Origin of the sequence: Paraburkholderia tropica, from assembly GCF_014171495.1 — a bacterium.
Lineage (GTDB): Bacteria > Pseudomonadota > Gammaproteobacteria > Burkholderiales > Burkholderiaceae > Paraburkholderia > Paraburkholderia tropica.
Map to the genome: position 1 here is coordinate 283,523 of NZ_CP049136.1, position 22,162 is coordinate 305,684.

Here is a 22,162-nt window from a genome sequence, read left to right on the forward strand (position 1 = left end):
GCTCGATTCACGATCATGAACGACCTCGACAACTCACAAGAACGCGGCGGCAGCACCAAGCGCCGCTCGCGCTCCTTTGCATTGCCCTTGCTCGCCGCGCTCGCGCTCGCGTTGCTCGCAGCGGGCGTCGTGCCGCGCCTGCGTGCGAACCAGGCGCTCGCCGCGCAAACGTCCGCGCAAAACACGCTCACCGTTTCGGTCGTGCAACCGCAGCACGCGCCGGCAAGCGAAGACCTCGTGCTGCCAGGCGCTGCCACGCCTTATTCGGATGCTTCGATTTACGCACGCACGAGCGGCTATATCGCGCACTGGTACACCGACATCGGCACGCACGTGAAGGCGGGCCAGGTGCTCGCCGATATCGCCGCGCCCGATCTCGACGCGCAATTGCGTGCGGCCCGCGCCGACGAAACCTCGGCGCAGGCCGCGTATGGCTATGCGAAAACCACCGCCGCGCGCTGGCAAACGATGCTGCAAAGCCAGTCGGTCGCGCAGCAGGACGCCGACGCCAAAACCAGCGACATGCAGACGAAACAGGCCGCGCTTGCCGCCGCGCAAGCAAACGTCGCGCGCCTGACGCAACTCGTTTCGTATGAAAAAGTCACCGCGCCGTTCGACGGCGTGATTACGTCGCGCGACGTGGACGTGGGCGCGCTCGTCACCGCGGGCGGCACGCCGGGCACGCCCAACGCCGCCAACGAGTTGTTCCATCTGTCGCAAACGCAGACGCTGCGTGTTTTCGTGGACGTGCCGCAGGACGACGCGGCGAGCATCACGCCCGCGACGCAGGCGTGGCTCACGACGCAGCAATATCCGGGGCGTCGTTTCAATGCGCGCGTGGCGCGCACGACAGGCGCGCTCGATCCCACCAGCCGCACCTTGCGCGTGGAAATCGACGTCGATAATGCCGACGGCGCGCTGTTGCCGGGCGGCTATGTGCAGGCGCATCTCGCGCTCACGACGGCCACGCCCGCGCTGGAGATTCCCGTGAGCGCACTGTTGTTCCGCCCCGATGGCGTGTCCGTCGCCATCGTCGATGCGAGCGGCAAGGTGCAGATCAAGCTCGTGCATCTGGGCCGCGATTTCGGCACGCATGTGGAGATCACGTCGGGTCTCGCGGATAGCGATCGCGTGATCGACAATCCCGGCGACAGCATCACGAATGGGCAAGCGGTCAGCATCGCCACGACCACGCATGACGCGGGAGCGAAGCAATCATGAGCATTTGCACGCTGCCCAAACGCGCGCTCGCTGCGACGGTGATCGCCACGCTTGCCGCGTGCTCGACAGTCGCGCCGTATCAGGCGCCCAAGGTCGAAATTCCCACGCATTTCGCGGGCGCGTCCGACGCTTCGGCGCAGCAGTCCGCGTGGCAAGTCGCCACGCCCGCCGATGCCACGCCGCGCGGCGCGTGGTGGACCGTCTTCAACGATTCGGAATTGAATACGCTTGAAGCGCGCATCGACGTGTCGAATCAAAGTGTGCGCAAGGCGCTCGCCAATCTGAATCAGGCACGCGCGCTAACCGATTATCAACGCGCGGGGTTTCTGCCGACCATTACCGCGGGCGTCGCGCAGGACCGCTATCGCACGTCGGCGAATAAAGAAGGTTCATCGCTTGCGGGCAAGACGATTCCCGATTACGCCGTGGGCGTTTCCGCGACGTGGGAGCCCGACGTATTCGGCCGCATTCGCGACGAGGTCACTAACGCCAGCGCGAATGCACAGGCGAGCGCCGCCGATCTTGAATCCGTACGGCTGGCGATGAGCGCGCAACTCGCCGTCGACTATTTCGATTTGCGTACGCTCGACGCGCAAAAGCAATTGCTCGATGCGAGCGTACAGGCTTATGCCGACGCGCTGCGTATCGTGCAGAACCAGCAGCGCAATGGTGCGATCGACGCTTCGGCAGTAGCGCAGGCGCAAACGCAGCTCGACAGCACGCGCACGCAGGCCCGCGATATCGACGTCAATCGGACGCAACTCGAACACGCGATCGCCACGTTGATTGGCGAGCCGGCGTCGATATTTTCGCTGCCTGCCGCACACACGTCATTCACGTTGCCGACAATTCCGCCGGGGCTGCCTGCGCAATTGATCGAGCGACGTCCCGATATCGCTGCCGCCGAACGTCGCGTTGCAGCCGCCAATGCGCAGATCGGCGCGGCGCACGCGGCGTTCTTTCCGAACCTCGTGCTGAGCGCGACGGCGGGACTCGAAAGCTCGTTCTTCGCGCCCTGGCTCAGCGCGCCGAGCCTGTTCTGGTCGATCGGCCCGCAACTCGTCGGCACGTTGTTCGACGGCGGCAAGCGTACGGCCACCTTGCACGGCGCGACCGCGCAATACGACGGCACGGTGGCCGATTATCGGCAAACGGTGCTCGTGGCGTTCGAACAGGTGGAGAACAATCTTTCCGCACTGCAGACACTCGCCGACGAATCGGTTACGCAGCAGCGCGCCGCCCAAGCCGCGCAGCAGGCGCTGCAACTCACGACGAATCGCTTCAATGCGGGCGCGGTCAGTTATCTCGACGTGGTCACTTCGCAGACCATTGCGCTCACGAACGAGCGCGATGCCGTAGTGATCGAAGGACGAAGAATGGATGCCAGCGTGCGATTGATTCAGGCGCTAGGCGGCACGTGGAGCGACATGCATTGAAACGCGCGGACGCATTTCACGCCGCATCGTCCACAAAGCGGAGAATGAAACGGGTGCTGCGTGCGTCGCTTTCCGCGCGCACGCTGCCGCCGTGCAGTTCCATCACGGTGCGCACAATCGCGAGCCCGAGACCCGCCGATGCGCCCGAGCCCATCGCATCGGGCGCGCTGGTGCGCGACGGATCGGCGCGATAGAAACGCTCGAAAATACGTTCGAGATGTTCGGGGGAATTGGCGTGCCGGGATTGTCGACAACGACATCGAGCGCATGCGCAGACGGCGTCGCTGTCAACACGATCGTGCCGCCCGCCGGCGTATAGCGCAGCGCATTCGCAATCAGATTGCTCAGCGCACGACGAAACAATTCTACGTCGACATTCACGGTGCCGCCGCCATCGACGCGAATCGCCAGCCCCGCCTCTTCCGCGAGCCCTTCGAAATAGCCTGCGATGCGTTCGAGTTCGTCGTGCACGTTCACGGCGCGACGACGCGTTTCAAAGCGAGGATGCTCCGCGCGCGCCAGAAAAATGACGTTCTCGATCATGCGCGACAGTCGCTCGCATTCCTCGAGATTCGACGCGAGCACCGTTTGATACTCCTCTTCGGGACGCGGACGCGCGAGCGCGATTTCCGTCGCGCCGCGAATATTGCTCAACGGCGTACGCATGTCGTGCGCGAGATCGGCGGTGAATTGCGAAAGCCGCTGAAAACCCGCGTGCAAACGTTCGAGCATCGCGTTCAGCGAGGCCACCAGCGTCGCCAGTTCGCCCGGCACGTGCTTCACGCGAATAGGTTGATCGAGCCGATACGCGGTGACTTCGCGCGCCTGCTCGGCAATCTGGCGCAAGGGCCGCAGCGCGAGACGAATCCACGCGTAACTGCCGAGCAGCACGACGAGCGTGCCCACGCTGCCCGCGAACGCGAGCGTGTCGCGATACGAATCGAGCAGGCTCAGCGGCCCGCGCATGTCGCGCGCGATGGCCACGCGCACGGTCGCGCCATCGCGCAGCGCCACGTCGAAGGCGATGCTGCGCACGGGTACGCCATGCGCGCTGCGCCATTCGCGAATCGCGCTATCGGTAATGCGCGCGTCGGGCGCGAGCACGAGCGCGCCCGCATGTGCGGGCGAGAGATCGACGTCGGCCGACGCGATGGCGTTGGAGAGCGGCGTGGGCGGTTCGTCGAACGTTTCGCCCTCGTCGTGCGCGGCGAGTTGGCGGCCCTGCGCATCGACAATCTGCAGAGCGAGCGCGGGATTGCCGAGCACGGCGCTCGAAAGGCGCTGCGCGTGCGCGAGCGCATCCTGCGGGGAGCCGAGTTCGGTGGCGAGACGGCGCACATGGCGCGCGGCGAGCACGACGTCCTGATCGTCGTGCTTGCGCACCTGCTGCGCGAGCGCGAGATACAGATACCAGCCCACGCAGACGAACACCGCGAGCGTCGTGGCGCTGAACGCCACTGCGAGCGTGACCGCGAGCGAGCGGCGCGGCATCAGTCGGCGTCCTTTTCTTCCATCACGTAGCCCACGCCGCGCACCGTGTGGATCAGCTTGACCAGGTAGCCTTCGTCGACCTTCGCGCGCAGACGGCGAATGGCGACTTCGACCACATTGGTGTCGCTGTCGAAATTCATGTCCCAGACAAACGAGGCAATCTGCGTGCGGCTCAGCACTTCGCCCTGGCGGCGTGCGAGCAATTGCAGCAGGGAAAATTCGCGCGGCGTGAGATCAATACGTGTGGTGCCGCGCTTCACGCGGCGGCGAATCACGTCGATTTCCAGATCGGCGATGCGCATGCTTTCCGCTTCGCGCGGCGGACCGCGCCGCGCCAGTGTACGCACGCGCGCGAGCAGTTCGACGAAGGCGAACGGCTTGACGAGGTAGTCGTCGCCGCCGAGTTCGAGCCCTTGCACGCGATCGGCCACGTCGTCGCGCGCGGTCAGGAACAGCACCGGGGTGGGCTTGCTGGCGCGCAGGCGCTTGAGCACGGCCCAGCCGTCGAGCACCGGCAGCATCACGTCGAGCACGATCACGTCGTACTCCTCTTCCTGCGCGAGCAGCAGCCCCTGAGCGCCGTCGGTCGCGAGGTCCACGCTGCAGCCCGATTCCTCCAGGCCTTTTTTCACGTAGGCGCCCGTTTTGGGCTCGTCTTCGATAACGAGGACTCGCATGTGTTTTCTCCGGCTGTATCCCGCCTCCCTGATGGCGCGATTCTACCGGGTTCGCGCACGCGTAGCGGTCAAGCGGATAACCGCCCCATTACATTTTCGACATCTTCGCCACGGCCCGTGGCGAAAACGTCGAATGGCGGTGAATAGCAATGAATGGCGCGCTTCAATGGTGTTCGTAAATCGCTTTGACGGATTGCGGCGCGACGGCGCCGCCAGACTGCGAATAGCTCGCGGGCGTCATGCCGTACGCGCTGTCGTTCTGCGTATGCGTCCGGGCGTGGATTGCGGGGTCGGGGAAACGCGTATTGGACGGATGCAAGGTGCCGTCGTGTTCGGCCTGAACGATTTGCGCCTTGACCTCGGCACGCGAGACCGGATCGTGCGACGGGAATGACGATTGCGCAAAAACCACACTCGGCAACATGGCGGCGGCAACGATCATCGAAACAAACAATTTGGCTTTCATGGATTCATCCTCGAATAAGTAAATCGGATTGACTACGGGTGAAGGCGAATCCATTTTGTGTCTCGCTGGCTTAAGCGAACATGAAACGGAATGCAGATAACGAATTGGTAATCCGGGGGTTATGTGCGTGCAATGTCACGCCAATGTCGCTCATTCGATCGCGAGCGCGTAAACCCAACGCCCGATCGGGCTCGCGAAAAAACGCTGCAATCGCGGCCGGATCGCGCGAAATGTCACGATGTGAAATACCTTCAGATCGTAAGAAACGTATAATGCAGGTTGAGAGCCCGCCGATGCGGGCGTTCGGCGTGGCATGCACGAGCTTGCGCGCACCGTGTCGAACGCAGTCTTGATTCAGCAGAGGAAACCCATGAAGCGACTTTTCCTTGCCGCGTTGGCCGGCGTCTGGACGGCGAGCGCGTTCGCGCATACCTGCACCGAGGGTCCGCAAGTGCGGATCGAGGGCGACGCGCCGGGCGCGATCAGTTACGACATCTATAGCCATCTCTACCCGCTCAGCGCGCAGAAGCTCGCGCGGCTCGCGAACGCGCAGCAGGTCACGATGATTCCGGACGGCACCATTGCGTGCACCATCGCGGACGACGGCGTCGACGATCCGCGCGCGGTGCTCATCAACGGCCCGCACGGTCAGATGAGCTACTGGCTTTCGGAAGATTACGTCAAGCCGCTGAGCTGACCGGTACGGCAACGCTTCATGACATCGCCACGCCGCAAGGCCACGGCGCCGATATCGCGCGCCGATCTGGAGGAGCTTTCCGAGTTCCGCTATCGTCTGCGCCGCTTTCTGCGCTATTCCGAAGAGATCGTGCACGCCGAAGGCGTGACGCCGCTGCAATACATGCTGATGCTGCACACCCGCGCCTTTCCAGACCGCGACTGGGCCACCGTGGGCGAACTCGCCGAACGGCTGCAGGCGTCCTCGCATGGCACCGTGGCGCTGGTCACGCGCTGCGAGGCGGCCGGTCTGGTCGAACGCGTGCCGAGCGCGCACGACCGGCGGCAGGTTCAGGTACATCTCACGGCGGAAGGCGAGCGCTGTCTGATGAAGCTGGCCGCCCTGCACAAGTCGGAAGTCCAGGCATTCGGCTGGGCGTTCCGCGACGAGCAGGCCTGATGTCCGCCGCGCCGTTTAAGCGTTCTTTTAAGTTTCCTTTAAGTATCCCGGCTTAAATTGATCGATATGTCACATCGTGATCGTTCATCGCAGCGCACCGGTAATGGGTGCGCCGCCGGGTCGCGTGACATGGTGGTGTCCTCAGCTTGCCGGACTGTACGTCCAGTTGCCACCGGCGCCAACTGGTGGTGGCTTCCCCTGACCCAGCGTGATCGCTGGGTTTTTTTTCGATCATCGGAAACGACGCGCGCGACGGCGCTATCCACACAACAGCAATCAACAACAGGAGAGACGGCACCGTGCGCATTTTCGGGCTGATCGACCGGCGCGCGATGCAGCGCGCCAACCGGCTGTGGCTGCACTACGGCGTGTTCTGGCTGGGCGCGGTGGCCGTGGGCCTCGTCGCCGTGCTGTACGCCAAGCTCATCGACTTCGGCTACGCGCTCTTTCTGCGCTACGCCGCCGAGCACTTCTGGTTGCCGCTGCTGATTGCGCCCGCGATGGGCGCGTTGACGGTCTGGATCACGCGGCGCTTTTTCGACGGCGCGGAAGGCAGCGGCATCCCGCAGGTGATCGCCATGCTGCATGGCCCCGACGCGCTCGGGCCCCGGCTGCTCACGTTGCGCATTCTCGTCGGCAAAATTTTAGTGTCGTTTCTCGCCATTCTCGGCGGCTTCACCATTGGCCGCGAAGGCCCGACCATTCACGTGGGCGCGGCGCTCATGTTCAGCCTGCGGCGTTTCTATCCGCAGCGTTTTCGCGCGATCAGCCACGGCGCGCTCGAACGCCGGCTCGCACTCGCGGGCGCCGCGGCGGGCTTGTCGGCGGCGTTCAATGCGCCGCTCGCGGGCGTGGTGTTCGCCATCGAGGAACTGATGCGCAGTTTCTCGGAACGCACCAGCGGCGTGCTGATCACGGCGATTATCTTCGCGGGTATCGTTTCGCTCGGCCTTCAAGGCAATTACGTGTATTTCGGCACCATCGACATCGGTTCGGGTTTGCCGAAGTGGCTCACGCTGGCCGTCATGCTGATCGGCATAATCGCGGGCGTTCTCGGCGGCTGCTTCTGCTGGCTGCTGCTCAACACGCGGCGCTGGATGCCCGCCCGGCTGCTCGACATGCGCGCGAAACAGCCGGTGCGCTTCGGCGCGCTGTGCGGGCTGATCATCGCGATTGTCGGCGTGATCTCGCACGGTCACGCGTTCGGCAGCGGCTATGCCGAAGCGCGCAGCATGCTGGAAGGCAACGCGCACGTAAGCGCGGCGTATCCGCTGTTCAAGATCGTATCGATGGTGGGATCATATCTGCCCGGCGCGCCGGGCGGCCTGTTCGCGCCGTCGCTCGCGATTGGCGCGGGCATCGGCAATACGCTGCATATGGTGTTTTCGCAGATGCAACTGTCGATGCTGATTGCGCTCGGCATGGTCGGTTATCTCGCGGCGGTCACGCAAAGTCCGATCACGGCGTTCGTGATCGTCATCGAAATGATTAACGGGCATGCGCTCGTGCTGTCGCTCATGGCGACAGCACTGATCGCGAGCCGCGTCTCGCGTTTTTTCGCGCCGCCGCTTTACGAAGCGCTTTCGGAACGTTATTTGCGCGAGCCCTGACACAGGCGCTCGCGCACAATCGCACGCTATTTACGGGGTTGAAATGAGGCTCGCGGACAATCTGGAACGGCGCCTGCTGGGTACGGCGCGCGTGTTGTGCATCGTGGCGCTCGTCGGCGCGGTGCTGGCGATGATGGCGGTGATCGCCGCCCTATCCGCCTCCGGCAACGCGAACATGAGCGCCGATCCGCCCGTGAGCGCGAGCGCCGTGCTCGCCTCGATTCCAGGCTCGGAGGCGGCCAACGACGCCATTTCGAACAACAACGTCAACAGCGCGAACGACGACGAGGCCACGCTCGAGCTTCCCGCCGCCGCCGGGCTGGCGTTGCCCGCGCCGTTGCGCGCCGTGCTCGATCAGCACAATGCAAGTCAGCCGATGCTCGACGCGTGGCTCGACAACGTGCCGCTCGCCGACCGCCAGCAATTCGTCGATGAACTCGGCCAGGTCATCGCGCACGCGACACACCATGCGTCGGCCTGGGAATGGGACGATCGCGACCGCTACGTGGCGACGGCGATGAATCAATACGCGCGCTTCAAGATCGAGCGCATCGCCTCGGCGCAATCGCTGATCGAGGCGGCCCAGGCACGCAGCGCGCAATTCCGCTCGTCGCTGGGCACGCTGCTCGCGTTGGCGGGCTTCCTCACCGTGCTCCTGCTGCTGCTCGCCATCGAGCGCAATACGCGCGCGTTGCGCACGCGGCAAAACGGCTGAACGCGGCGTCTTCGGCGGGTCACGCGAGATCGGCACGAAGCGTGTATCCTGCACGCTGCGCCGCTGCAAGGCCACGGCGCAAGTCATGCGTGTCCGTACTCCAACCTCGATCTGGAGCATGCCGATGCATCGCGTATACAACTGGACGGCGGCCGTTGCGCTCGCCGCCGCGCTGAGCGCTTTCGCGCCCTTCACCGCCGCTCAATCCACGAACACGGCGGAAAACACCAACGCCGTACCGCCGGGCATGCCCGTCACGCCCGCCGGCGACGGCACGTTCCTGCTGACCATCGTCCTCAAACACGACGAATCCAAACCGCTGCCGAAGATCAATCAGCAACTCGCCGAACAAGGCTTTTACAAGGCCTTTCCGCCGCCGAGCATCGAAGTGGTGTCGTGGTACGTGATGATGGGGCTGGGCCAGGTCGTCACGTTGCGCGTGCCTGCCGCGCGGCTGCGCGAAGTGAATCGCGCCATCGAAGAAACCGTCTGGGGCGGCTATCGCACCGAGTTCTATCCGACCTACGATTACAAGGCGCTCGCCGAACAGGCCCGCGCGCGCAACGGCCATTAACGTTGGCTCATCGACACGCAACGTCCCTCGCCCTTCCATGAATCCGACCTCACTCGATCTTTCGATGTTCCCCCGTTACGCGCTGCTCGAAGGCCCGACGCCCATTCAACATTTATCGCGGCTCAGCACGCAGCTTGGCGGCGCGAATATCTATGCGAAGCGCGACGATCTGAACGGGCTCGGCGGCGGCGGAAACAAGCTGCGCAAACTCGAATTCCTGATGGGCGAAGCGCTCGCGCGTGGCGCGGATACGATCATCACCGTCGGCGCGCGGCAGTCGAATCATGCGCGCTTGACGGCGGCCGCCGCCGCGCGTGCGGGACTGCAATGCGAACTGGTGCTCACGCGCGCGGTGCCACGATTCGACGCGGAGTACCTTGAAAACGGCAATATTCTGCTCGACGATCTGCTCGCGGCGCACGTGCACGATCTGCCTGCGGGCACCGACGCGCTGCCATTCGCCGAGGCGCGCGCCGATACGCTGCGCTCGCAGGGCCGCAACGTCTATGTGTGCCCGCTCGGAGGATCGAGCCCGGTCGGTTGCCTCGGCTATGCGGAGGGTGCAGCGGAAATCGCCGCGCAATCGCGCGCGAGCGGGATCGCGTTCGATCACATCGTCATGCCCAACGGCAGCGGCGGCATGCACGCGGGCTTCGTGGCGGGCATGAAGGCACTCGGACTGAATCCGCCCAGCGTGACGGCGTTCGCGGTTTACGCCGGCGCGGAGAAAGCGCACGCCACGACGCTCGACAAGGCGAATCACACCGCGTGCCTCATCGACGCCAGTTTGCGTGTCGACGCCGGTGATATCGTGATCGACGAATCACAGCTCGGTGACGGCTACGGTTTGCCCACCGATGCCATGCGCGCCGCCGTGCGCCTGCTCGCTTCGACGGAGGGTCTGCTGATCGATCCCGTGTATGGCGGCAAGGCGTTTGCGGGTCTGCTGGAGAACGTGCGGAGCGGCCGCTATGGTGCGCACGAGAACGTACTGTTCGTGATGACGGGCGGCCTGCCCGGTTTGTATGCGTATCGCAGTGCGTTTTAGTTTCAGGTGCCGCTTTAAACGCAACCTCACGCATCGTCGATAGCGGAAAGCGGCGTGGCCACATGTTCGAGCGATTTTCGTTCGGCGTCCACGCCCCAGATCGCGGCGATCAGCGCCCCGCCCAACATCAGCGCGGAGCCGACGAGATAACCCGTGAACACTTCGCTACGCTGATGCGTATCGATCAGTCGTCCGAAGAATGCTGGTCCGATCATCCCGCCGAGTCCCGTGCCGAAGGCATAGAAAACGGCGATCGCCAGCGCGCGGATTTCGAGCGGAAACGATTCGCTCACGGTCAGATACGCCGAACTCGCCGCCGCCGAAGCGAAGAAAAAAATCACCATCCACGCCACCGTTTGCTGCACGACGGTGAGCCAACCGTGCGCGAACAGATAGCCGCTCGCGCTCAACAGCACACCCGATAGCGCGTAAGTAGCCGCGATCATCTTGCGGCGGCCCAGCACGTCGAACAGTCTGCCGAGCACGAGCGGCCCGAGAAAATTGCCGAGCGCGAACGGCAGCAGATACAGGCCCACGTCGCCGCCAGGCACGCGATAGAACTCGGTGAGCACGAGCGCGTAGGTGAAGAAGATCGCGTTGTAGAAGAAGGCCTGCGCCGTCATCAACGATAAACCCACGAAGGCGCGACGGCGATGACGCACGAAGATCGCGTGCATCACTTCGCTCAACGGCGTGTGACGGCGCGCGCGCAGACGCAGTGACGACGTCGCGTTGTCATTGAGCGTGTGACCGGCTTCGCGAAAGCGCGTTTCGATGCGTTCGACGATCGAGCGTGCTTCGTCGTGCTCGCCATGCGTAAGCAGCCAGCGCGGGCTTTCGGGAATCCAGCGGCGCATCGGCAAAATGATCAGCGCAAGTACCGCGCCGATGAGGAAGCACGCGCGCCAGCCCCAATCCGGCGCTAGCCAACGCGGATCGAGCAGCGCGTAAGAGCCCAGCGCGCCGATGCCCGCGCCCACCCAGAAGGTGCCGTTGATGCTCAGATCGGTCCAGCCGCGCACGCGTGCGGGCGTGAATTCCTGAATCGTCGAATTGATGGCCGCATATTCGCCGCCGATGCCCGCGCCGGTCAGCGCGCGAAACACCATGAAGCTCGCGAAGCTCCACGAGCACGCCGTGGCGGCCGTCGCGAGCAGATAGACCGCGAGCGTGATGCAGAACAGCTTGCGTCGTCCGAGCCGGTCGGTGAGCCAGCCGAAGCCGAGCGCGCCCAGCACTGCGCCCGCGATATACGCACTGCCCGCAAGCCCGACTTGCGCGTTGTCGACGTGCAGCACCGGACTCGTCTTCAGCGCGCTCGCTACCGCGCCCGCGAGCGTCACTTCGAGTCCGTCGAGCAACCACGTCACGCCGAGCGCGACCACGATCAGCACGTGAAAACGGCCCCACGGCAGGCGGTCGAGACGCGCCGGAAGATCGGTTTCCACGATCGCGGCTCGCTCGTTTATGTCGGCGCCGATCGTGGATTCGGAAGACTGAGTGGACTGGCGGGTTTCTGTCTCGCTGGGCATGGCCGCGGCTCGCATCGCACGAAAGCGTGCGCAATCGTGACATCGGCAGCAGGTTGCGTACCCGGCCGCGCTGTGTGCGCGTCTAGTTCGCGGCGAGCAGGCGCGAGCGGTTCGCCTCCACGGCATCGACGATTTCCGCAGTCGTGGCCGCCGAAACCGGATAATCGGCAGCCCGCGCCGCCAGTTCGCCCGCCACATGCGCCGTGCGATCGATGATGCGCGCCGCGCTCGCCTCCTTCACGCCGCTCTCTTTCGCGAGTTTCAGCAAATGGGCGCGCGCGGGCGCTCTCGCCTCGCCGCCGATATCCATCTGATGCTGCCCCGCCGGGCCGCGATTGAACGTGATGTCGTACGCGGGCGCGATGCGCCAGTGATCGTTGCGATCGAGCCGGAACGAGAAGTTCTTCGCGTGATCGTCGCGATTATTAAAGAGCACGTTGAATACGCAGCGCGCGTACAACGCCTCGACTTCGCGCACATCGCGCGTCACGAAGCCCGCGAGGCGCAGCAGATTCGTATAGTCGAGCGACGGCAGCCGAAAGTCCACATGCGCCACGCCCGCCGCCGTATGCACGGGCACGCGCTGCCCCTCCTCGCGATCGAAGCGCGCGATGCCGAACGCAGCGCCCTGTGCGCCGAGATCGAAATACGCAGTGGGCGGCATCTCGATTCCGCACGCGCGCACGAGATCCGAATAAAGCATTTCGATCGCGCACACTTCGGGCGCTTCGTTTTGCGCGGGAAACTTCACGAGCCACGGCGTGCCGGGCGCGTCCTCCGAATTCCACATGCGATTGGCCGCGTGGTCCACGTTGACCAGCACTTTCGGACGCGCGCCATGCGGCGAGCCGCCCATCAACACCAGTTCGCGCAGCACGGATTCGCTCGCGCCGGCCATCGCCTGCTGCACTTCGTCGGCGATGGTGTGGAGATTCACGTCGGCGACTACGATGGGCGCTTCGCTCTCGGGCGCGTAGCTCAGCGCGCCCATGCCGCGATGCCCCACCACGGCGAGGCGATCGAGTGGCGAAACCGAATACGGGTCGATGCCGCGCACGCGAAACAGACGGTCCATCAGCAGCATGCCCCAGCCGTCGGGCAGGCTGTCGGCGACAAGGCCGGGCAAGCGTTGCTGATGCTGCGGGAAGTCGCCGAACGCCGCGGTTTGCAGCGGGAGTTTGAAGCGCGAGAGTTCGAGGCCGCGCTCGCGCGCCGCCTGCGTGTATTCGAAGAGGAGATGCTGGCCGTCGTCCGCGAGCACGCCCAGGTCGAACTGCTCGCCCCAGCCTTCGTAGATCACGCGCAGGCGTTTCATTGGCCGGTTCTCCCGGACGACGTTTTGGCGGACGCGCGGCGCGGTGCACGCTGCCGGTTCGCGCTCGCCTGCTCCATCGCGCGAATCGAGCGCAGCTTGAGCTCGAACAGCGCCTCCAGATCGGATGCCCGCCCGAGCGCCTGCGTCACGCGCAGGAAGGTCTCCAGCGTCGCCTGCCCGCTACGCTCGAAATTACGCAGCGCGCGCTCGGACACGCCCGCACGCGCCGCCAGCTCGGCTTGCGTGAGGGACTGCTGAAGCCTCAGGGCGCGCAGCTTCTGAGCCAGTGCGCCCGCGATTTCCTCGACTGTCGCGAGATCGAACAGCATCGCCTGCTCCACGGTCTGTAACAGGCATAATTATACCGCTTATTATGTAGATAGACCAATAAACGGCGGAAAATTACCGGTTATATAGATACATGTCCGCATCTACGTTAACCGGCATAAATATGCCTTTTATAAGAAATTTCTGCCATTAAAAGGTACATTTACGCTGATTAAATCAAAGCGGCGAAATGCTCAATCGCGATCAGGCGCGCCCAGCGGAAGCAGGTGCCGATACGGTCGCGCTTCCTCCACCGCGCGCGCAAACGAAGGGCGTGCGAGCAACCGCGCGCGATACGCCCGCAGCGCGCCGAAGCGCTCCGGAATACGATGCGTCCAGTCGGCGTAAAAGAGCGAAGGCGCGGCCGCGCAGTCCGCGAGCGTGAAGTCCTCACCCGCTGCCCAGGTTCGGTCCGCGAGCCGATCGTCGAGCCACGCGTAGGCCAGATCGAGCTTGCCCGCCGCGTACGCGTGCGCCGCTTCGCGCCGCGCCGCGTCGCCCGTCAACGCGCCTTCCACCGCGCACTGCACCGGCGTCATCACGTGCAGGTCGAAGAAGCGGTCGAGAAAGCGCACGTCCAGCGCGGCCATCGGCTCGGACGGCAAGAACCGCTGCGCCCCGCCATGCGCGAGCTGCAGATATTCGATGATGATGCTGGTCTCCGCCACGCTGCGCTCGCCGTCCACCAGCACGGGAAACTTGCGCAGCGGCCAGAGCGTCAGCCACGCCTGTGTGTGCTGCGGCGTTTCGGGCCCGATCGTGCGAAACGCGAACGGCGTGTCGTTCTCGTAGAGCGCAACGAGCACCTTCTGCGTATAGGAAGAAAATGGATGACCATAAAGCGCGAGCGACATCGTGAGACCTCCCGGTTCGAAGCAAACCGCGCAATGACACAATCACAATGCGTTGAACGAAGGATGCACGATGCGCCAGACGCGCGCGCATGGCAAGCGCGCGCGACGGCGGAGTAGCGATGGGGAGCGCAGCCAGGACACGAGCGCGGCGAGGAGCGCGCGGTCGAGTCTTTTTATCTTTTGTAGTTGGCTGGCGCTGACGTTCGGGCAAGAACCCGGCCCGCCAGCACACAGGAAAATCAGTCGAGCGACGCGCCGCAATTACAGTCGAGCGACGAGGCAGGCGCCGGACGCGGACGCTCCATCGCCGCGAGGCGCTGCAACGTGATGAGCCCCAGCACGGCCAGCCCGCAGCCGAGCACGAAGTCGGCGCGCACGCCCGCATGATCGACGATCGTGCCGCCCACCGACGAACCGAGCGCGATCGCGACCTGAATCACGCTGACGAACATCGCCGAACCGGCTTCGGGCCGATCGGCCGTGCCGCGCTGAATCCACACGCTGAAGCACAGCGGCAGCGCGCCGAACGCGACGCCCCACATCAGCATCGCCGCGATTTCGCCGATGCGCACGTGATCGAGCAAGAGCATCGACGAAAGCGCGCACAGCAGCAGCGCCGTCATGGCCGCAACCGATGTTTTCAAACGATTCGCCACCACCATCGACAGTAGCGCATTCGAAAAAAAGCCAATCACGCCGAATGCGAGCAACAGCAGCGTAATCGCGCCCAGCGAAAAATCCTGCTGCAGCAACGGCGCAATAAACGTATACGTCGAAAAATGCGCGCCGAAAACCAGTGCGACCATCAGCATGCTCAGACGCGTGTGCGGACGGCGCATCAATTCGACGAAATTCGCGATACGCAGCGCGGTGGCGGACGGCAGTGACGGCACAAGCAGCGCCTGCGCAATCAATGCGACCGCGACAAGCCCGCCCGTCGTGAGGAACGACGCGCGCCACGACGCCAGGCCTGCGATAAAGGTGCCAAGCGGCACACCGATCACCGTGGCACAGGTCACACCCGTGAGAATGATGGCGGTGGCGCGCGCGGCGTCGCTGACTTGCACGAGACGTCCGGCCGCGGCCGTCGCGAGCGTCCAGAAACCGCCGAGCGCTGCGCCGAGCATCGCGCGGCCGATCAGCATGACGGCAAAATTCGTCGACATGGCCGATACGATATTGGACGCGAGCAGCATGGCGGTGAGCAGCAGAAACACGCGTCGCCGATCCATACGGCCCGCGAGAATCAGCATGCCGGGCGCGAAAATCGCGGCCAGTACGCCGGGCGTCGTCACCATCAGACCCGCCGTGCCCGGCGTCACGCCGAGATCGCGCGCAATCTGGGGCAGGAGCCCAACCGGAAGAAATTCGGACGTGACGAAAGCGAATGCGCTAATGGCGACGGCAAAAACCGCGAGCCATTGACGCAATGTCGTTTCGGCGCCGGGGCGTAGCGACGCCGCATCGACGGGTTGTTCGTTGATGTGCATGGAACTGTTTTAGAAAGGCGAATAATAAAAGCGATTGTTCGGTCAATCCGCGCTAAATAGCGGAGAAAATACGGATAACCGCATTCGCTGCGGGGTTCTTTCTAACTTAACATCGCAGAAAGAAAATTGTTTGAGTGTTTTAAAAAACCGAATACGTCAGTAGGGTCTTGAAACGAATTCCAAACGCATGCAGCGCCCGAAATCTGCGTCAAATGGACGCAAACATCAGGCGCGAATCGCAGTCATCGGTAAAAAAGAAACGGCGAAAAAATAGTGACGCTGGCGTAGCGGATCAGAAGGGATGCTTCAGCCGGATGCGGCGTGTGCGTATTTTACCAACGGTCGCCCACGCCCGCAGAAAAAAGTCTCGACGTTGTGGGTTTCACGTTTTAGCGCGCATGCGCACACGACATCATTCGCGCCTTCTGCGCTTCACATTCTGAAGCGCAATCGGCCCCAGATCGTGCGTCCCGGCTCCATGATGGCGACGCCGCCGGAATAGCCGAATCCCGCGTTGCCCGCGAGATTCAGATGCTCGCTATAGGCCTTGTTAAACAGGTTGTCGACACCGATCGAGAATTGCGTGCGCTTATCCAGATCGTATTGCGCATGCAGCGACACCACGCCGAAACCCGCGCTCGGCCCGAAGTCCTGCCCGACTACATTGCCTTCGTGCAGCGTATAACGCCGTTGCGGCGCAACGATACGCCAGAGCGCGCCGACCGACCACGCGCGCCACGTATAGTCGGCATTCAGACGCACGTCGAGCGGCGGAATTTGCGGCAGCGGTTCGCCGCTGTTGGCGTTGCGTCCCCACGCATAGGCCGCCGACATGCCCAGTTTCCATCCCGCGCCCGCGCGCCATGTCCCGCCCAATTCGCCGCCCATGATTTGCGCATTCACGTTGCTGGCCTGCGAGACATTCGATTGCGTCCCCGTGCCGTAGTTGAACAGAATGAAATCTTCGACATAGCCCGCATAAGCCGAAATCCATGCATCGATCGCGTCGTTACGATAATGCGCGCCGACATCGAATTGCGTCGTTTTTTCCGGCTCGATACCCGCGAATGCGTTGGCGGAATTCGCGGGGCCGCGTGTGGGCGAAAACAATTCCCAGTAATCGGGAAAGCGTTCGGTATGACCGATGCCGGCGTACCACGTCAGCGGCATCGTGCGTGCGGTTTGTTCGTAGCGAATAAATCCGCCGGGCAACGTGCGCGTGCGGGTGGCATTCGCGGTGGGATTGCGCTGCGCCATCGACATCATGGAAGCGCTAACGGTCGCGCGCTCGTCGGTGGCGGCCGCGCGATCGAGACGAAGGCCCGCCACTACGCGCTGCGTTTCGCTCGCGTCCCACGTGACCTCGGAAAACAGTCCGTAATTCGTCATTTGCGCAGAAGGCGTCCACGACAAAGCCGACGGACTTTGCAGCCCCATCGCAGAACGCGAATCCAGCCAGTTCGTCTGCGCGTCGAAACCCACGATCCATTGCAGATTGTCGCCAGTATCGAGCGTCGCCGCTACGCGGCCGCCCGCCGTTCGACGACGCACATCCGAGGCCATCGCCATGCTGCCGGACGGCGTCGCGCGCAACGTATAGTTATCCATACGATGTTCGAAAGCGTTGTAGTAAACCTGCGCTTCGATCTTCCGGATCACGCTACCGAGATGCTGTTTCTCGAATCGCAACGCAACGCTGTCACGCTTGAAACGCACGCCATCCATGCCGCGGCCGGCGTAACGCGCGTGACCGTTTCCCGTCCCCGCATCGAGTTCGATGCGTGTATCCGCATCGGGCGTCACGCCGAGCGCAATATCAGTGTTCCATTTATCCCAGGCGGAAGGCACCGATTGACCGTTGCCGTCACGATAATCCTGCGCGTGCGATTTGTTCGCGTTCACGCGTGCGTAGACATCGGGATTGCCTGCCGTGAGCTCGAGATTCTCGTCGTTGCGGCCGTTCGTGCCGCCCATTACGCTTGCATCCACGTGCGCGCCGGCTGTGTCGAAACGCGGCGCTTCGCGCTCGAACAACACCGTGCCCGCCGATGCGCCAGGACCGTACAACACCGTTTGCGGCCCTTTGATGACCGTGACCTTGTCGTAGCTCTCCGGCGCGACGTACGACGATGGCGAGTCCATGCGCGCCGGGCACGCGCCTTGTGTCGGCGCGCCGTTCGCAAGCAGATTCAGACGCGAGCCGAACATGCCGCGCAAAACGGGATCGCCGTTAGTACCGCCACTGCGAATAGCCGTGAAACCCGGCACGGTTTTCAGATAGTCGGCGCCGTCACTCGCGGGCAACGGCTGACGCGGCGTCTTTGGATCGGTCTCGGAGATAAAGGAATTCTTGAGCGGACGCGCGACGACTTCGACGCGGGGAAGCACGAATTCCGCCTCAGGGACGCCGCCGCTCGATACATCGTCCTGAGAAGCAGCTTGTGCATCAAACGACCGGCACCACACCGATCCGAAAATAAACGCCATACGTGCCGCGATGTGAATCGCGGAAGAAGCTTTTGAAATGAACATTCGACCCACCCATTCGACAAACCAATAGGGCCACCCGCGCGATGCAGAGCAATCGCACGGTGAGGCAATGACTGGCAGCAGGAAAGCGATGAAACGCGATCAGGCGTCGAATGGCGGCGCGCGCAGTGGGCGGCGCAGATAGCGCACACGTGGGAGATCGACATGAACCATCGCGGACACGGATAAACGCGCGCCGGGAATGAAGCGAATGATCTCGTGAGAAGCGGTGTTTAATGCAGGCGAGTGCGCGAGCAGACTGCAATAGCCGCACGCGTCGAGATGCGCGGCTAAAGATTTTCCGGTTTGCGTGCTCGCGCCGTTCGCGCCATCGTGAGCGGCGGCGCTGCAAAGCACATCGGCAGGCACCTGCCCGCGTTCGATCAGTTGCGTGACGAGCGGCGCGAATACGGCCAGCAGGATCGCAAGGATCCCAAGCCAGGCGGTAAGGCGGTTCGATCGGCGGAACATCGGGCGAATGCAGGCTTCGTGGTGCGGGCGGATTCAGGTCGGAGCCTTAAGCGCGATCAATCAACGAAATGCGTGCGGAGTTTCGCGCGACGGGCGCGGCCATTTTGTTGTCATAGAGCGCGAAAGGAAACCGAAGGCTCTGCTGGAATTGATATGCGTCACGGTGGCGCGCAATGTGATGGTCGGCGCTGCGACGTGTTGTCCGCATTGGTACTGGCCTTCACGCGCGAAAAGCAGCAAGCGCGGAAAACGCAATAAGGCCTGTGCGGATTTTGAAACCAACAGAGCGGAAATGGAAAAGCCGAAGCATTGTTTGCGCCGAAAACAACGGCGTAAATGCTGGCTGATCGAACAAGAAGTGCAAAAGACCCGTGGGTCTTTTACCTTCTTCGATCATTAGTATCCTCGAGAAAAGGATACTCTCTGGTGCTCAGGGCGGGACTCGAACCCGCATGCCTCGCGGCGCTACCCCCTCAAGATAGTGCGTCTACCAATTTCGCCACCTGAGCAAGAGGGTCGCCATTGTATCGACAAACTTTCGATTTGCGAAGTCTTTTTTCATCAATTTTTCACGACCCGATTGAGGACTTCGCAAACGCTCTGTTTCAGGCGCGTACAACGAGCTCGATCATTCCGGCCAGGACTTGAACGGCACGACCTGATAACGCGGACCGTCGTCCGCCGTCCCGCACAGATGGCCTCTAAAACGCGCCGTCAATGCGCCTTGCCCCACACGCAGCCGCACATAAGCGGGATCGATACACTGGGTGTTGTCGAACACTTCGCCGGACACCCAGCGCAAACTCCCTCTCACCTCGCCCTTCGCCGCCACCGTGACGGGGCGCACCACGGGCCCGGGATGCATGCCGGGCATCGGTTGCACCGATGCGCGCAGCACGCGCCTGTGTGCATCGAGAAACGAAACCGGAACGCGTCCGGGCAACACGCACGCTACGTTGCCGCGATTGCGCAGCACGATATACGTGCCGCTGTGCGACATGCCATTGAAATCACCGCCACCGTCGTCCAGACGCAAGGCGAGCTGATCTGCCCGGCAAAGCACAGCGGCTCGATTGCCGGTTGACTGCGTTGTCTGAACGGTTTGCGCTGCATCGGCTGCATCGGCAACGCCGCTCGCGAGCAGCAATGCGAAGCCGCATGCCGTGGCCGCGCGTAATTGAATGCGGATTGTCATCGTTTTACTGTGCGCCTCTGTGGAATTGACCCCAGTAAATAAGGGGGCCAACCGCCCGAAAAGTTCCAACGTGGTTCCAGCTTCCTGAGTGCGCGAAAGCCGGCAAACCGCCGACGTCGGCCATGATCCCCACCAACCCGGTAAAATCCCGCCTTTTCCTTTCCACCCGCCTTCACCGCCTCGCCGATGCAACCCGCTTCCCCCGCCCCACGCGCCACCCAGAGCAGCGACGACGCCGACCCGACGCACGACCTCGTCTACGGCCCCGACGACCGCCCCGCCCCGACCATTGCTTTCATCGCCGCGCTACAGCATCTGCTGGCCATTCTCGTGCCGATCGTCACGCCCGGTCTACTGATCTGCCAGGCGCTCAACGTTTCGAGCCGAGACACCACGCTGATCGTTTCGATGTCGCTCGTAATCTCGGGCATCGCCACCTTCCTGCAGTGCAAGCGTTTCGGCCCGCTGGGCGCGGGCCTGCTCATCGTTCAGGGAACCAGCTTCAATTTCGTCGGTCCGCTGATCGCGGGCGGCAGTCTGATGGTCAAGCAAGGCACGCCGGTCGAAACGGTGATGTCGGCTATTTTCGGCGTCGTCATTGCAGGCTCGTTCGTGGAAATGAGCGTCTCGCGCATCCTGCCCTTCGTCAAGCGCCTGATCACGCCGCTCGTTACGGGCATCGTGGTGCTGCTCATCGGTCTCACGCTGATCAAGGTCGGTCTCATCAGCATGGGCGGCGGCTATAGCGCCATTGCGAAGGGCAATTTCGCAAGTCCGCAGAATCTCGCGCTTTCATGCACCGTGCTGGGCACGATCATTCTGCTCAATCGCGTGCCCGTGGTGTGGGTTCGCAGCACGGCGCTTGTGATCGCACTCGCCATTGGCTATCTCGTGGCAGGCGCGCTCGGTCGCCTCGACTTTACCGGCGCGCGGGAAGCCGCCGTGTTTCAGATTCCGACCCCGCTGCATTTCGGCATCGGTTTCTCGTGGTCGCTATTTGTGCCGATGCTGATCATTTACCTCGTTACTTCGCTCGAAGCGATCGGCGACGTCACGGCGACCAGCAAGATTTCGAAGCAGCCTGTCGAAGGTCCGCTGTGGATGCAGCGCATTAAAGGCGGCGTGCTTGTCAATGGTTTCAATTCGCTGCTGGCCGGCGTGTTCAATACGTTCCCGAGTTCGGTGTTCGCGCAGAACAACGGCGTGATTCAACTCACGGGCATTGCGAGCCGCCACGTCGGCCTCTGGATCGCAGGCATGCTCGTGCTGCTCGGTTTGTTCCCGCCGGTCGCGGGCGTGCTGCAAGCCGTGCCGGAGCCGGTGCTTGGCGGCGCGGCGATGGTGATGTTCGGCGCGGTGGCCGCGTCCGGTATCAACATTCTCTCGGGCATTACGCTCGATCGCCGCGCGCTGCTGATCATCGCCGTTTCGCTGGCGCTGGGCCTTGGCGTTTCGCAGGTGCCGGAGATTCTCACTAGCCTGCCGCATGCGCTCAAGAACGTGCTGGAATCGGGCGTCGCGACGGGTGGTATTTGCGCGCTCGTGATGAACTGGTTCCTGCCTGAACGAAAATAAACGTTGCGAATGGCGGCGCACCCGCTTGCGTCGCCATCCTGCGCATCGTTACAAATGCACGGGAATAGCGTGCGTCCCATGACGGTATAACCGGTGCAGTCTCTTTCGCACCGGCCGGACATTCTCTTCCCGCCGAATTCTTCCCCGTCCTGAGGAGTTCGAAATGAAATTCCCCCGCACACTCGTCCTTTCGCTGTCCGTATGTGCCGCTATGGGCGCATCGATCGCCGCCTCAGCCCAAGGTCTCACGCGCGAACAGGTTCGCGAACAACTGATTGAAGCGCAGGCCAACGGCTCACGCTTCGTCACCGATGCATCGTATCCCGACGTCAGCCCCGTCTTCGCTCAACAGGTCGAGCACAGCCAGCCCGCGCACGCCAGCGGCATGGGCGCGCCGATGCAAGGCACGAGCGAAACCGGCTCGCCGCAGACCGTCTGCGTCGGGCCGGTGAGTTTCTGCAATCTCTATACGGGCGGTTAGTCCACGGTCAGGGCGGCGCG

General features: G+C 63.2%; 21 protein-coding genes, 1 tRNA gene and 1 pseudogene. 11 read left to right on the top strand and 12 right to left on the bottom strand.

Going from position 1 to position 22,162, the window contains the following annotated elements; genetic code table 11:
- Positions 1 to 15: 15 nt before the first annotated feature.
- On the top strand, positions 16 to 1,221 hold the full coding sequence (locus G5S35_RS24810) for an efflux RND transporter periplasmic adaptor subunit (RefSeq protein ID WP_183039828.1): 1,206 nt from the start codon (positions 16 to 18) through the stop codon (positions 1,219 to 1,221).
- Positions 1,218 to 2,657: an efflux transporter outer membrane subunit gene (locus G5S35_RS24815; RefSeq protein ID WP_074985350.1), complete on the top strand. Its 1,440-nt coding sequence runs from the start codon at positions 1,218 to 1,220 to the stop codon at positions 2,655 to 2,657. The genes G5S35_RS24810 and G5S35_RS24815 overlap by 4 nt, the downstream gene beginning before the upstream one ends.
- 16 nt (positions 2,658 to 2,673) lie before the next feature.
- Here G5S35_RS24815 and G5S35_RS24820 read toward each other — a convergent pair.
- From G5S35_RS24820 to G5S35_RS24830, 3 genes and pseudogenes are all read right to left on the bottom strand, one after another.
- Positions 2,674 to 4,148: pseudogene (locus tag G5S35_RS24820) on the bottom strand (heavy metal sensor histidine kinase).
- Positions 4,148 to 4,825 (bottom strand): heavy metal response regulator transcription factor, encoded by a 678-nt coding sequence (locus G5S35_RS24825; protein WP_110327715.1) that lies wholly within the window; start codon positions 4,823 to 4,825, stop codon positions 4,148 to 4,150. The pseudogene G5S35_RS24820 and the gene G5S35_RS24825 overlap by 1 nt, the downstream one beginning before the upstream one ends.
- 163 nt (positions 4,826 to 4,988) lie before the next feature.
- Positions 4,989 to 5,345 carry a DUF4148 domain-containing protein gene (locus G5S35_RS24830; RefSeq protein ID WP_080180750.1) on the bottom strand — a complete coding sequence of 119 codons (357 nt, stop codon included), beginning with the start codon at positions 5,343 to 5,345 and terminating at the stop codon, positions 4,989 to 4,991.
- A gap of 316 nt (positions 5,346 to 5,661) precedes the next feature.
- Between G5S35_RS24830 and G5S35_RS24835 the strand changes: the two genes are divergently transcribed.
- The 6 genes from G5S35_RS24835 to G5S35_RS24860 all read left to right on the top strand — a co-directional run bounded on the left by G5S35_RS24835 (position 5,662) and on the right by G5S35_RS24860 (position 10,373).
- Positions 5,662 to 5,988, top strand: a complete 327-nt coding sequence (locus G5S35_RS24835) for a hypothetical protein (RefSeq protein ID WP_065059851.1) — start codon at positions 5,662 to 5,664, stop codon at positions 5,986 to 5,988.
- A gap of 18 nt (positions 5,989 to 6,006) precedes the next feature.
- Positions 6,007 to 6,426, top strand: coding sequence for a MarR family winged helix-turn-helix transcriptional regulator (locus tag G5S35_RS24840; RefSeq protein ID WP_065059760.1), 420 nt, complete (start codon positions 6,007 to 6,009; stop codon positions 6,424 to 6,426).
- A gap of 299 nt (positions 6,427 to 6,725) precedes the next feature.
- Positions 6,726 to 8,036: a chloride channel protein gene (locus G5S35_RS24845; protein WP_183039829.1), complete on the top strand. Its 1,311-nt coding sequence runs from the start codon at positions 6,726 to 6,728 to the stop codon at positions 8,034 to 8,036.
- 43 nt (positions 8,037 to 8,079) lie between these two features.
- Entirely contained in the window at positions 8,080 to 8,751 is a 672-nt protein-coding gene (locus tag G5S35_RS24850; RefSeq protein ID WP_183039830.1) for a hypothetical protein, read from the top strand.
- Positions 8,752 to 8,875: 124 nt separating this feature from the next.
- The gene (locus G5S35_RS24855) at positions 8,876 to 9,325 is read left to right on the top strand and encodes a hypothetical protein (protein ID WP_183039831.1); all 450 of its coding nucleotides are present in this window, start codon (positions 8,876 to 8,878) and stop codon (positions 9,323 to 9,325) included.
- A gap of 37 nt (positions 9,326 to 9,362) precedes the next feature.
- The gene (locus G5S35_RS24860; RefSeq protein WP_183039832.1) at positions 9,363 to 10,373 is read left to right on the top strand and encodes a D-cysteine desulfhydrase family protein; all 1,011 of its coding nucleotides are present in this window, start codon (positions 9,363 to 9,365) and stop codon (positions 10,371 to 10,373) included.
- Positions 10,374 to 10,399: 26 nt separating this feature from the next.
- On the opposite strand, the gene G5S35_RS24865 is transcribed toward G5S35_RS24860, so the two are convergent.
- The 7 genes from G5S35_RS24865 to G5S35_RS24895 all read right to left on the bottom strand — a co-directional run bounded on the left by G5S35_RS24865 (position 10,400) and on the right by G5S35_RS24895 (position 18,891).
- Positions 10,400 to 11,905 (bottom strand): MFS transporter, encoded by a 1,506-nt coding sequence (locus G5S35_RS24865; RefSeq protein ID WP_183039833.1) that lies wholly within the window; start codon positions 11,903 to 11,905, stop codon positions 10,400 to 10,402.
- Positions 11,906 to 11,987: 82 nt separating this feature from the next.
- Positions 11,988 to 13,220 carry a type II toxin-antitoxin system HipA family toxin gene (locus G5S35_RS24870; RefSeq protein WP_074985363.1) on the bottom strand — a complete coding sequence of 411 codons (1,233 nt, stop codon included), beginning with the start codon at positions 13,218 to 13,220 and terminating at the stop codon, positions 11,988 to 11,990.
- Positions 13,217 to 13,549, bottom strand: coding sequence for a helix-turn-helix transcriptional regulator (locus G5S35_RS24875; protein WP_065059853.1), 333 nt, complete (start codon positions 13,547 to 13,549; stop codon positions 13,217 to 13,219). Before G5S35_RS24875 ends, G5S35_RS24870 begins: the two co-directional genes overlap by 4 nt.
- Before the next feature lie 192 nt (positions 13,550 to 13,741).
- Positions 13,742 to 14,401: a glutathione S-transferase family protein gene (locus tag G5S35_RS24880; RefSeq protein WP_065059766.1), complete on the bottom strand. Its 660-nt coding sequence runs from the start codon at positions 14,399 to 14,401 to the stop codon at positions 13,742 to 13,744.
- 239 nt (positions 14,402 to 14,640) lie between these two features.
- A complete protein-coding gene (locus G5S35_RS24885) occupies positions 14,641 to 15,891 on the bottom strand; it encodes an MFS transporter (RefSeq protein ID WP_183039834.1) in 1,251 nt (416 codons plus the stop codon).
- A 432-nt stretch (positions 15,892 to 16,323) separates the two neighbouring features.
- Complete coding sequence (locus tag G5S35_RS24890) at positions 16,324 to 18,378, bottom strand: TonB-dependent copper receptor (RefSeq protein WP_237181659.1); 2,055 nt, start codon at positions 18,376 to 18,378, stop codon at positions 16,324 to 16,326.
- 144 nt (positions 18,379 to 18,522) lie between these two features.
- Complete coding sequence (locus tag G5S35_RS24895; protein ID WP_183039836.1) at positions 18,523 to 18,891, bottom strand: DUF2946 domain-containing protein; 369 nt, start codon at positions 18,889 to 18,891, stop codon at positions 18,523 to 18,525.
- A gap of 7 nt (positions 18,892 to 18,898) precedes the next feature.
- Between G5S35_RS24895 and G5S35_RS24900 the strand changes: the two genes are divergently transcribed.
- Positions 18,899 to 19,291 carry a hypothetical protein gene (locus G5S35_RS24900; protein ID WP_183039837.1) on the top strand — a complete coding sequence of 131 codons (393 nt, stop codon included), beginning with the start codon at positions 18,899 to 18,901 and terminating at the stop codon, positions 19,289 to 19,291.
- Between the two features lie 24 nt (positions 19,292 to 19,315).
- On the opposite strand, the gene G5S35_RS24905 is transcribed toward G5S35_RS24900, so the two are convergent.
- Positions 19,316 to 19,400: transfer RNA gene (locus tag G5S35_RS24905), tRNA-Leu, on the bottom strand.
- Between the two features lie 119 nt (positions 19,401 to 19,519).
- On the bottom strand, positions 19,520 to 20,155 hold the full coding sequence (locus G5S35_RS24910) for a DUF4232 domain-containing protein (protein WP_183039838.1): 636 nt from the start codon (positions 20,153 to 20,155) through the stop codon (positions 19,520 to 19,522).
- 117 nt (positions 20,156 to 20,272) lie between these two features.
- On the opposite strand from G5S35_RS24910, the gene G5S35_RS24915 reads away from it, so the two are divergent.
- Complete coding sequence (locus tag G5S35_RS24915) at positions 20,273 to 21,661, top strand: uracil-xanthine permease family protein (RefSeq protein WP_183039839.1); 1,389 nt, start codon at positions 20,273 to 20,275, stop codon at positions 21,659 to 21,661.
- 163 nt (positions 21,662 to 21,824) lie between these two features.
- On the top strand, positions 21,825 to 22,142 hold the full coding sequence (locus G5S35_RS24920) for a DUF4148 domain-containing protein (protein ID WP_183039840.1): 318 nt from the start codon (positions 21,825 to 21,827) through the stop codon (positions 22,140 to 22,142).
- The last annotated feature ends 20 nt before the right edge of the window (positions 22,143 to 22,162 follow it).

Bases quoted from the DNA above. Each gene is read 5' to 3' on its own strand.
- G5S35_RS24915 (WP_183039839.1), top strand. From the start codon at position 20,273: ATGCAACCCGCTTCCCCCGCCCCACGCGCCACCCAGAGCAGCGACGAC.
- G5S35_RS24860 (WP_183039832.1), top strand. From the start codon at position 9,363: ATGAATCCGACCTCACTCGATCTTTCGATGTTCCCCCGTTACGCGCTG.
- G5S35_RS24880 (WP_065059766.1), bottom strand. From the start codon at position 14,401: ATGTCGCTCGCGCTTTATGGTCATCCATTTTCTTCCTATACGCAGAAG.
- G5S35_RS24840 (WP_065059760.1), top strand. From the start codon at position 6,007: ATGACATCGCCACGCCGCAAGGCCACGGCGCCGATATCGCGCGCCGAT.
- G5S35_RS24810 (WP_183039828.1), top strand. From the start codon at position 16: ATGAACGACCTCGACAACTCACAAGAACGCGGCGGCAGCACCAAGCGC.
- G5S35_RS24835 (WP_065059851.1), top strand. From the start codon at position 5,662: ATGAAGCGACTTTTCCTTGCCGCGTTGGCCGGCGTCTGGACGGCGAGC.
- G5S35_RS24900 (WP_183039837.1), top strand. From the start codon at position 18,899: ATGCAGGCTTCGTGGTGCGGGCGGATTCAGGTCGGAGCCTTAAGCGCG.
- G5S35_RS24875 (WP_065059853.1), bottom strand. From the start codon at position 13,549: ATGCTGTTCGATCTCGCGACAGTCGAGGAAATCGCGGGCGCACTGGCT.
- G5S35_RS24825 (WP_110327715.1), bottom strand. From the start codon at position 4,825: ATGCGAGTCCTCGTTATCGAAGACGAGCCCAAAACGGGCGCCTACGTG.
- G5S35_RS24895 (WP_183039836.1), bottom strand. From the start codon at position 18,891: ATGTTCCGCCGATCGAACCGCCTTACCGCCTGGCTTGGGATCCTTGCG.
- G5S35_RS24890 (WP_237181659.1), bottom strand. From the start codon at position 18,378: ATGGCGTTTATTTTCGGATCGGTGTGGTGCCGGTCGTTTGATGCACAA.
- G5S35_RS24885 (WP_183039834.1), bottom strand. From the start codon at position 15,891: ATGCACATCAACGAACAACCCGTCGATGCGGCGTCGCTACGCCCCGGC.
- G5S35_RS24855 (WP_183039831.1), top strand. From the start codon at position 8,876: ATGCATCGCGTATACAACTGGACGGCGGCCGTTGCGCTCGCCGCCGCG.
- G5S35_RS24815 (WP_074985350.1), top strand. From the start codon at position 1,218: ATGAGCATTTGCACGCTGCCCAAACGCGCGCTCGCTGCGACGGTGATC.
- G5S35_RS24865 (WP_183039833.1), bottom strand. From the start codon at position 11,905: ATGCCCAGCGAGACAGAAACCCGCCAGTCCACTCAGTCTTCCGAATCC.
- G5S35_RS24850 (WP_183039830.1), top strand. From the start codon at position 8,080: ATGAGGCTCGCGGACAATCTGGAACGGCGCCTGCTGGGTACGGCGCGC.
- G5S35_RS24870 (WP_074985363.1), bottom strand. From the start codon at position 13,220: ATGAAACGCCTGCGCGTGATCTACGAAGGCTGGGGCGAGCAGTTCGAC.
- G5S35_RS24920 (WP_183039840.1), top strand. From the start codon at position 21,825: ATGAAATTCCCCCGCACACTCGTCCTTTCGCTGTCCGTATGTGCCGCT.
- G5S35_RS24830 (WP_080180750.1), bottom strand. From the start codon at position 5,345: ATGGATTCGCCTTCACCCGTAGTCAATCCGATTTACTTATTCGAGGAT.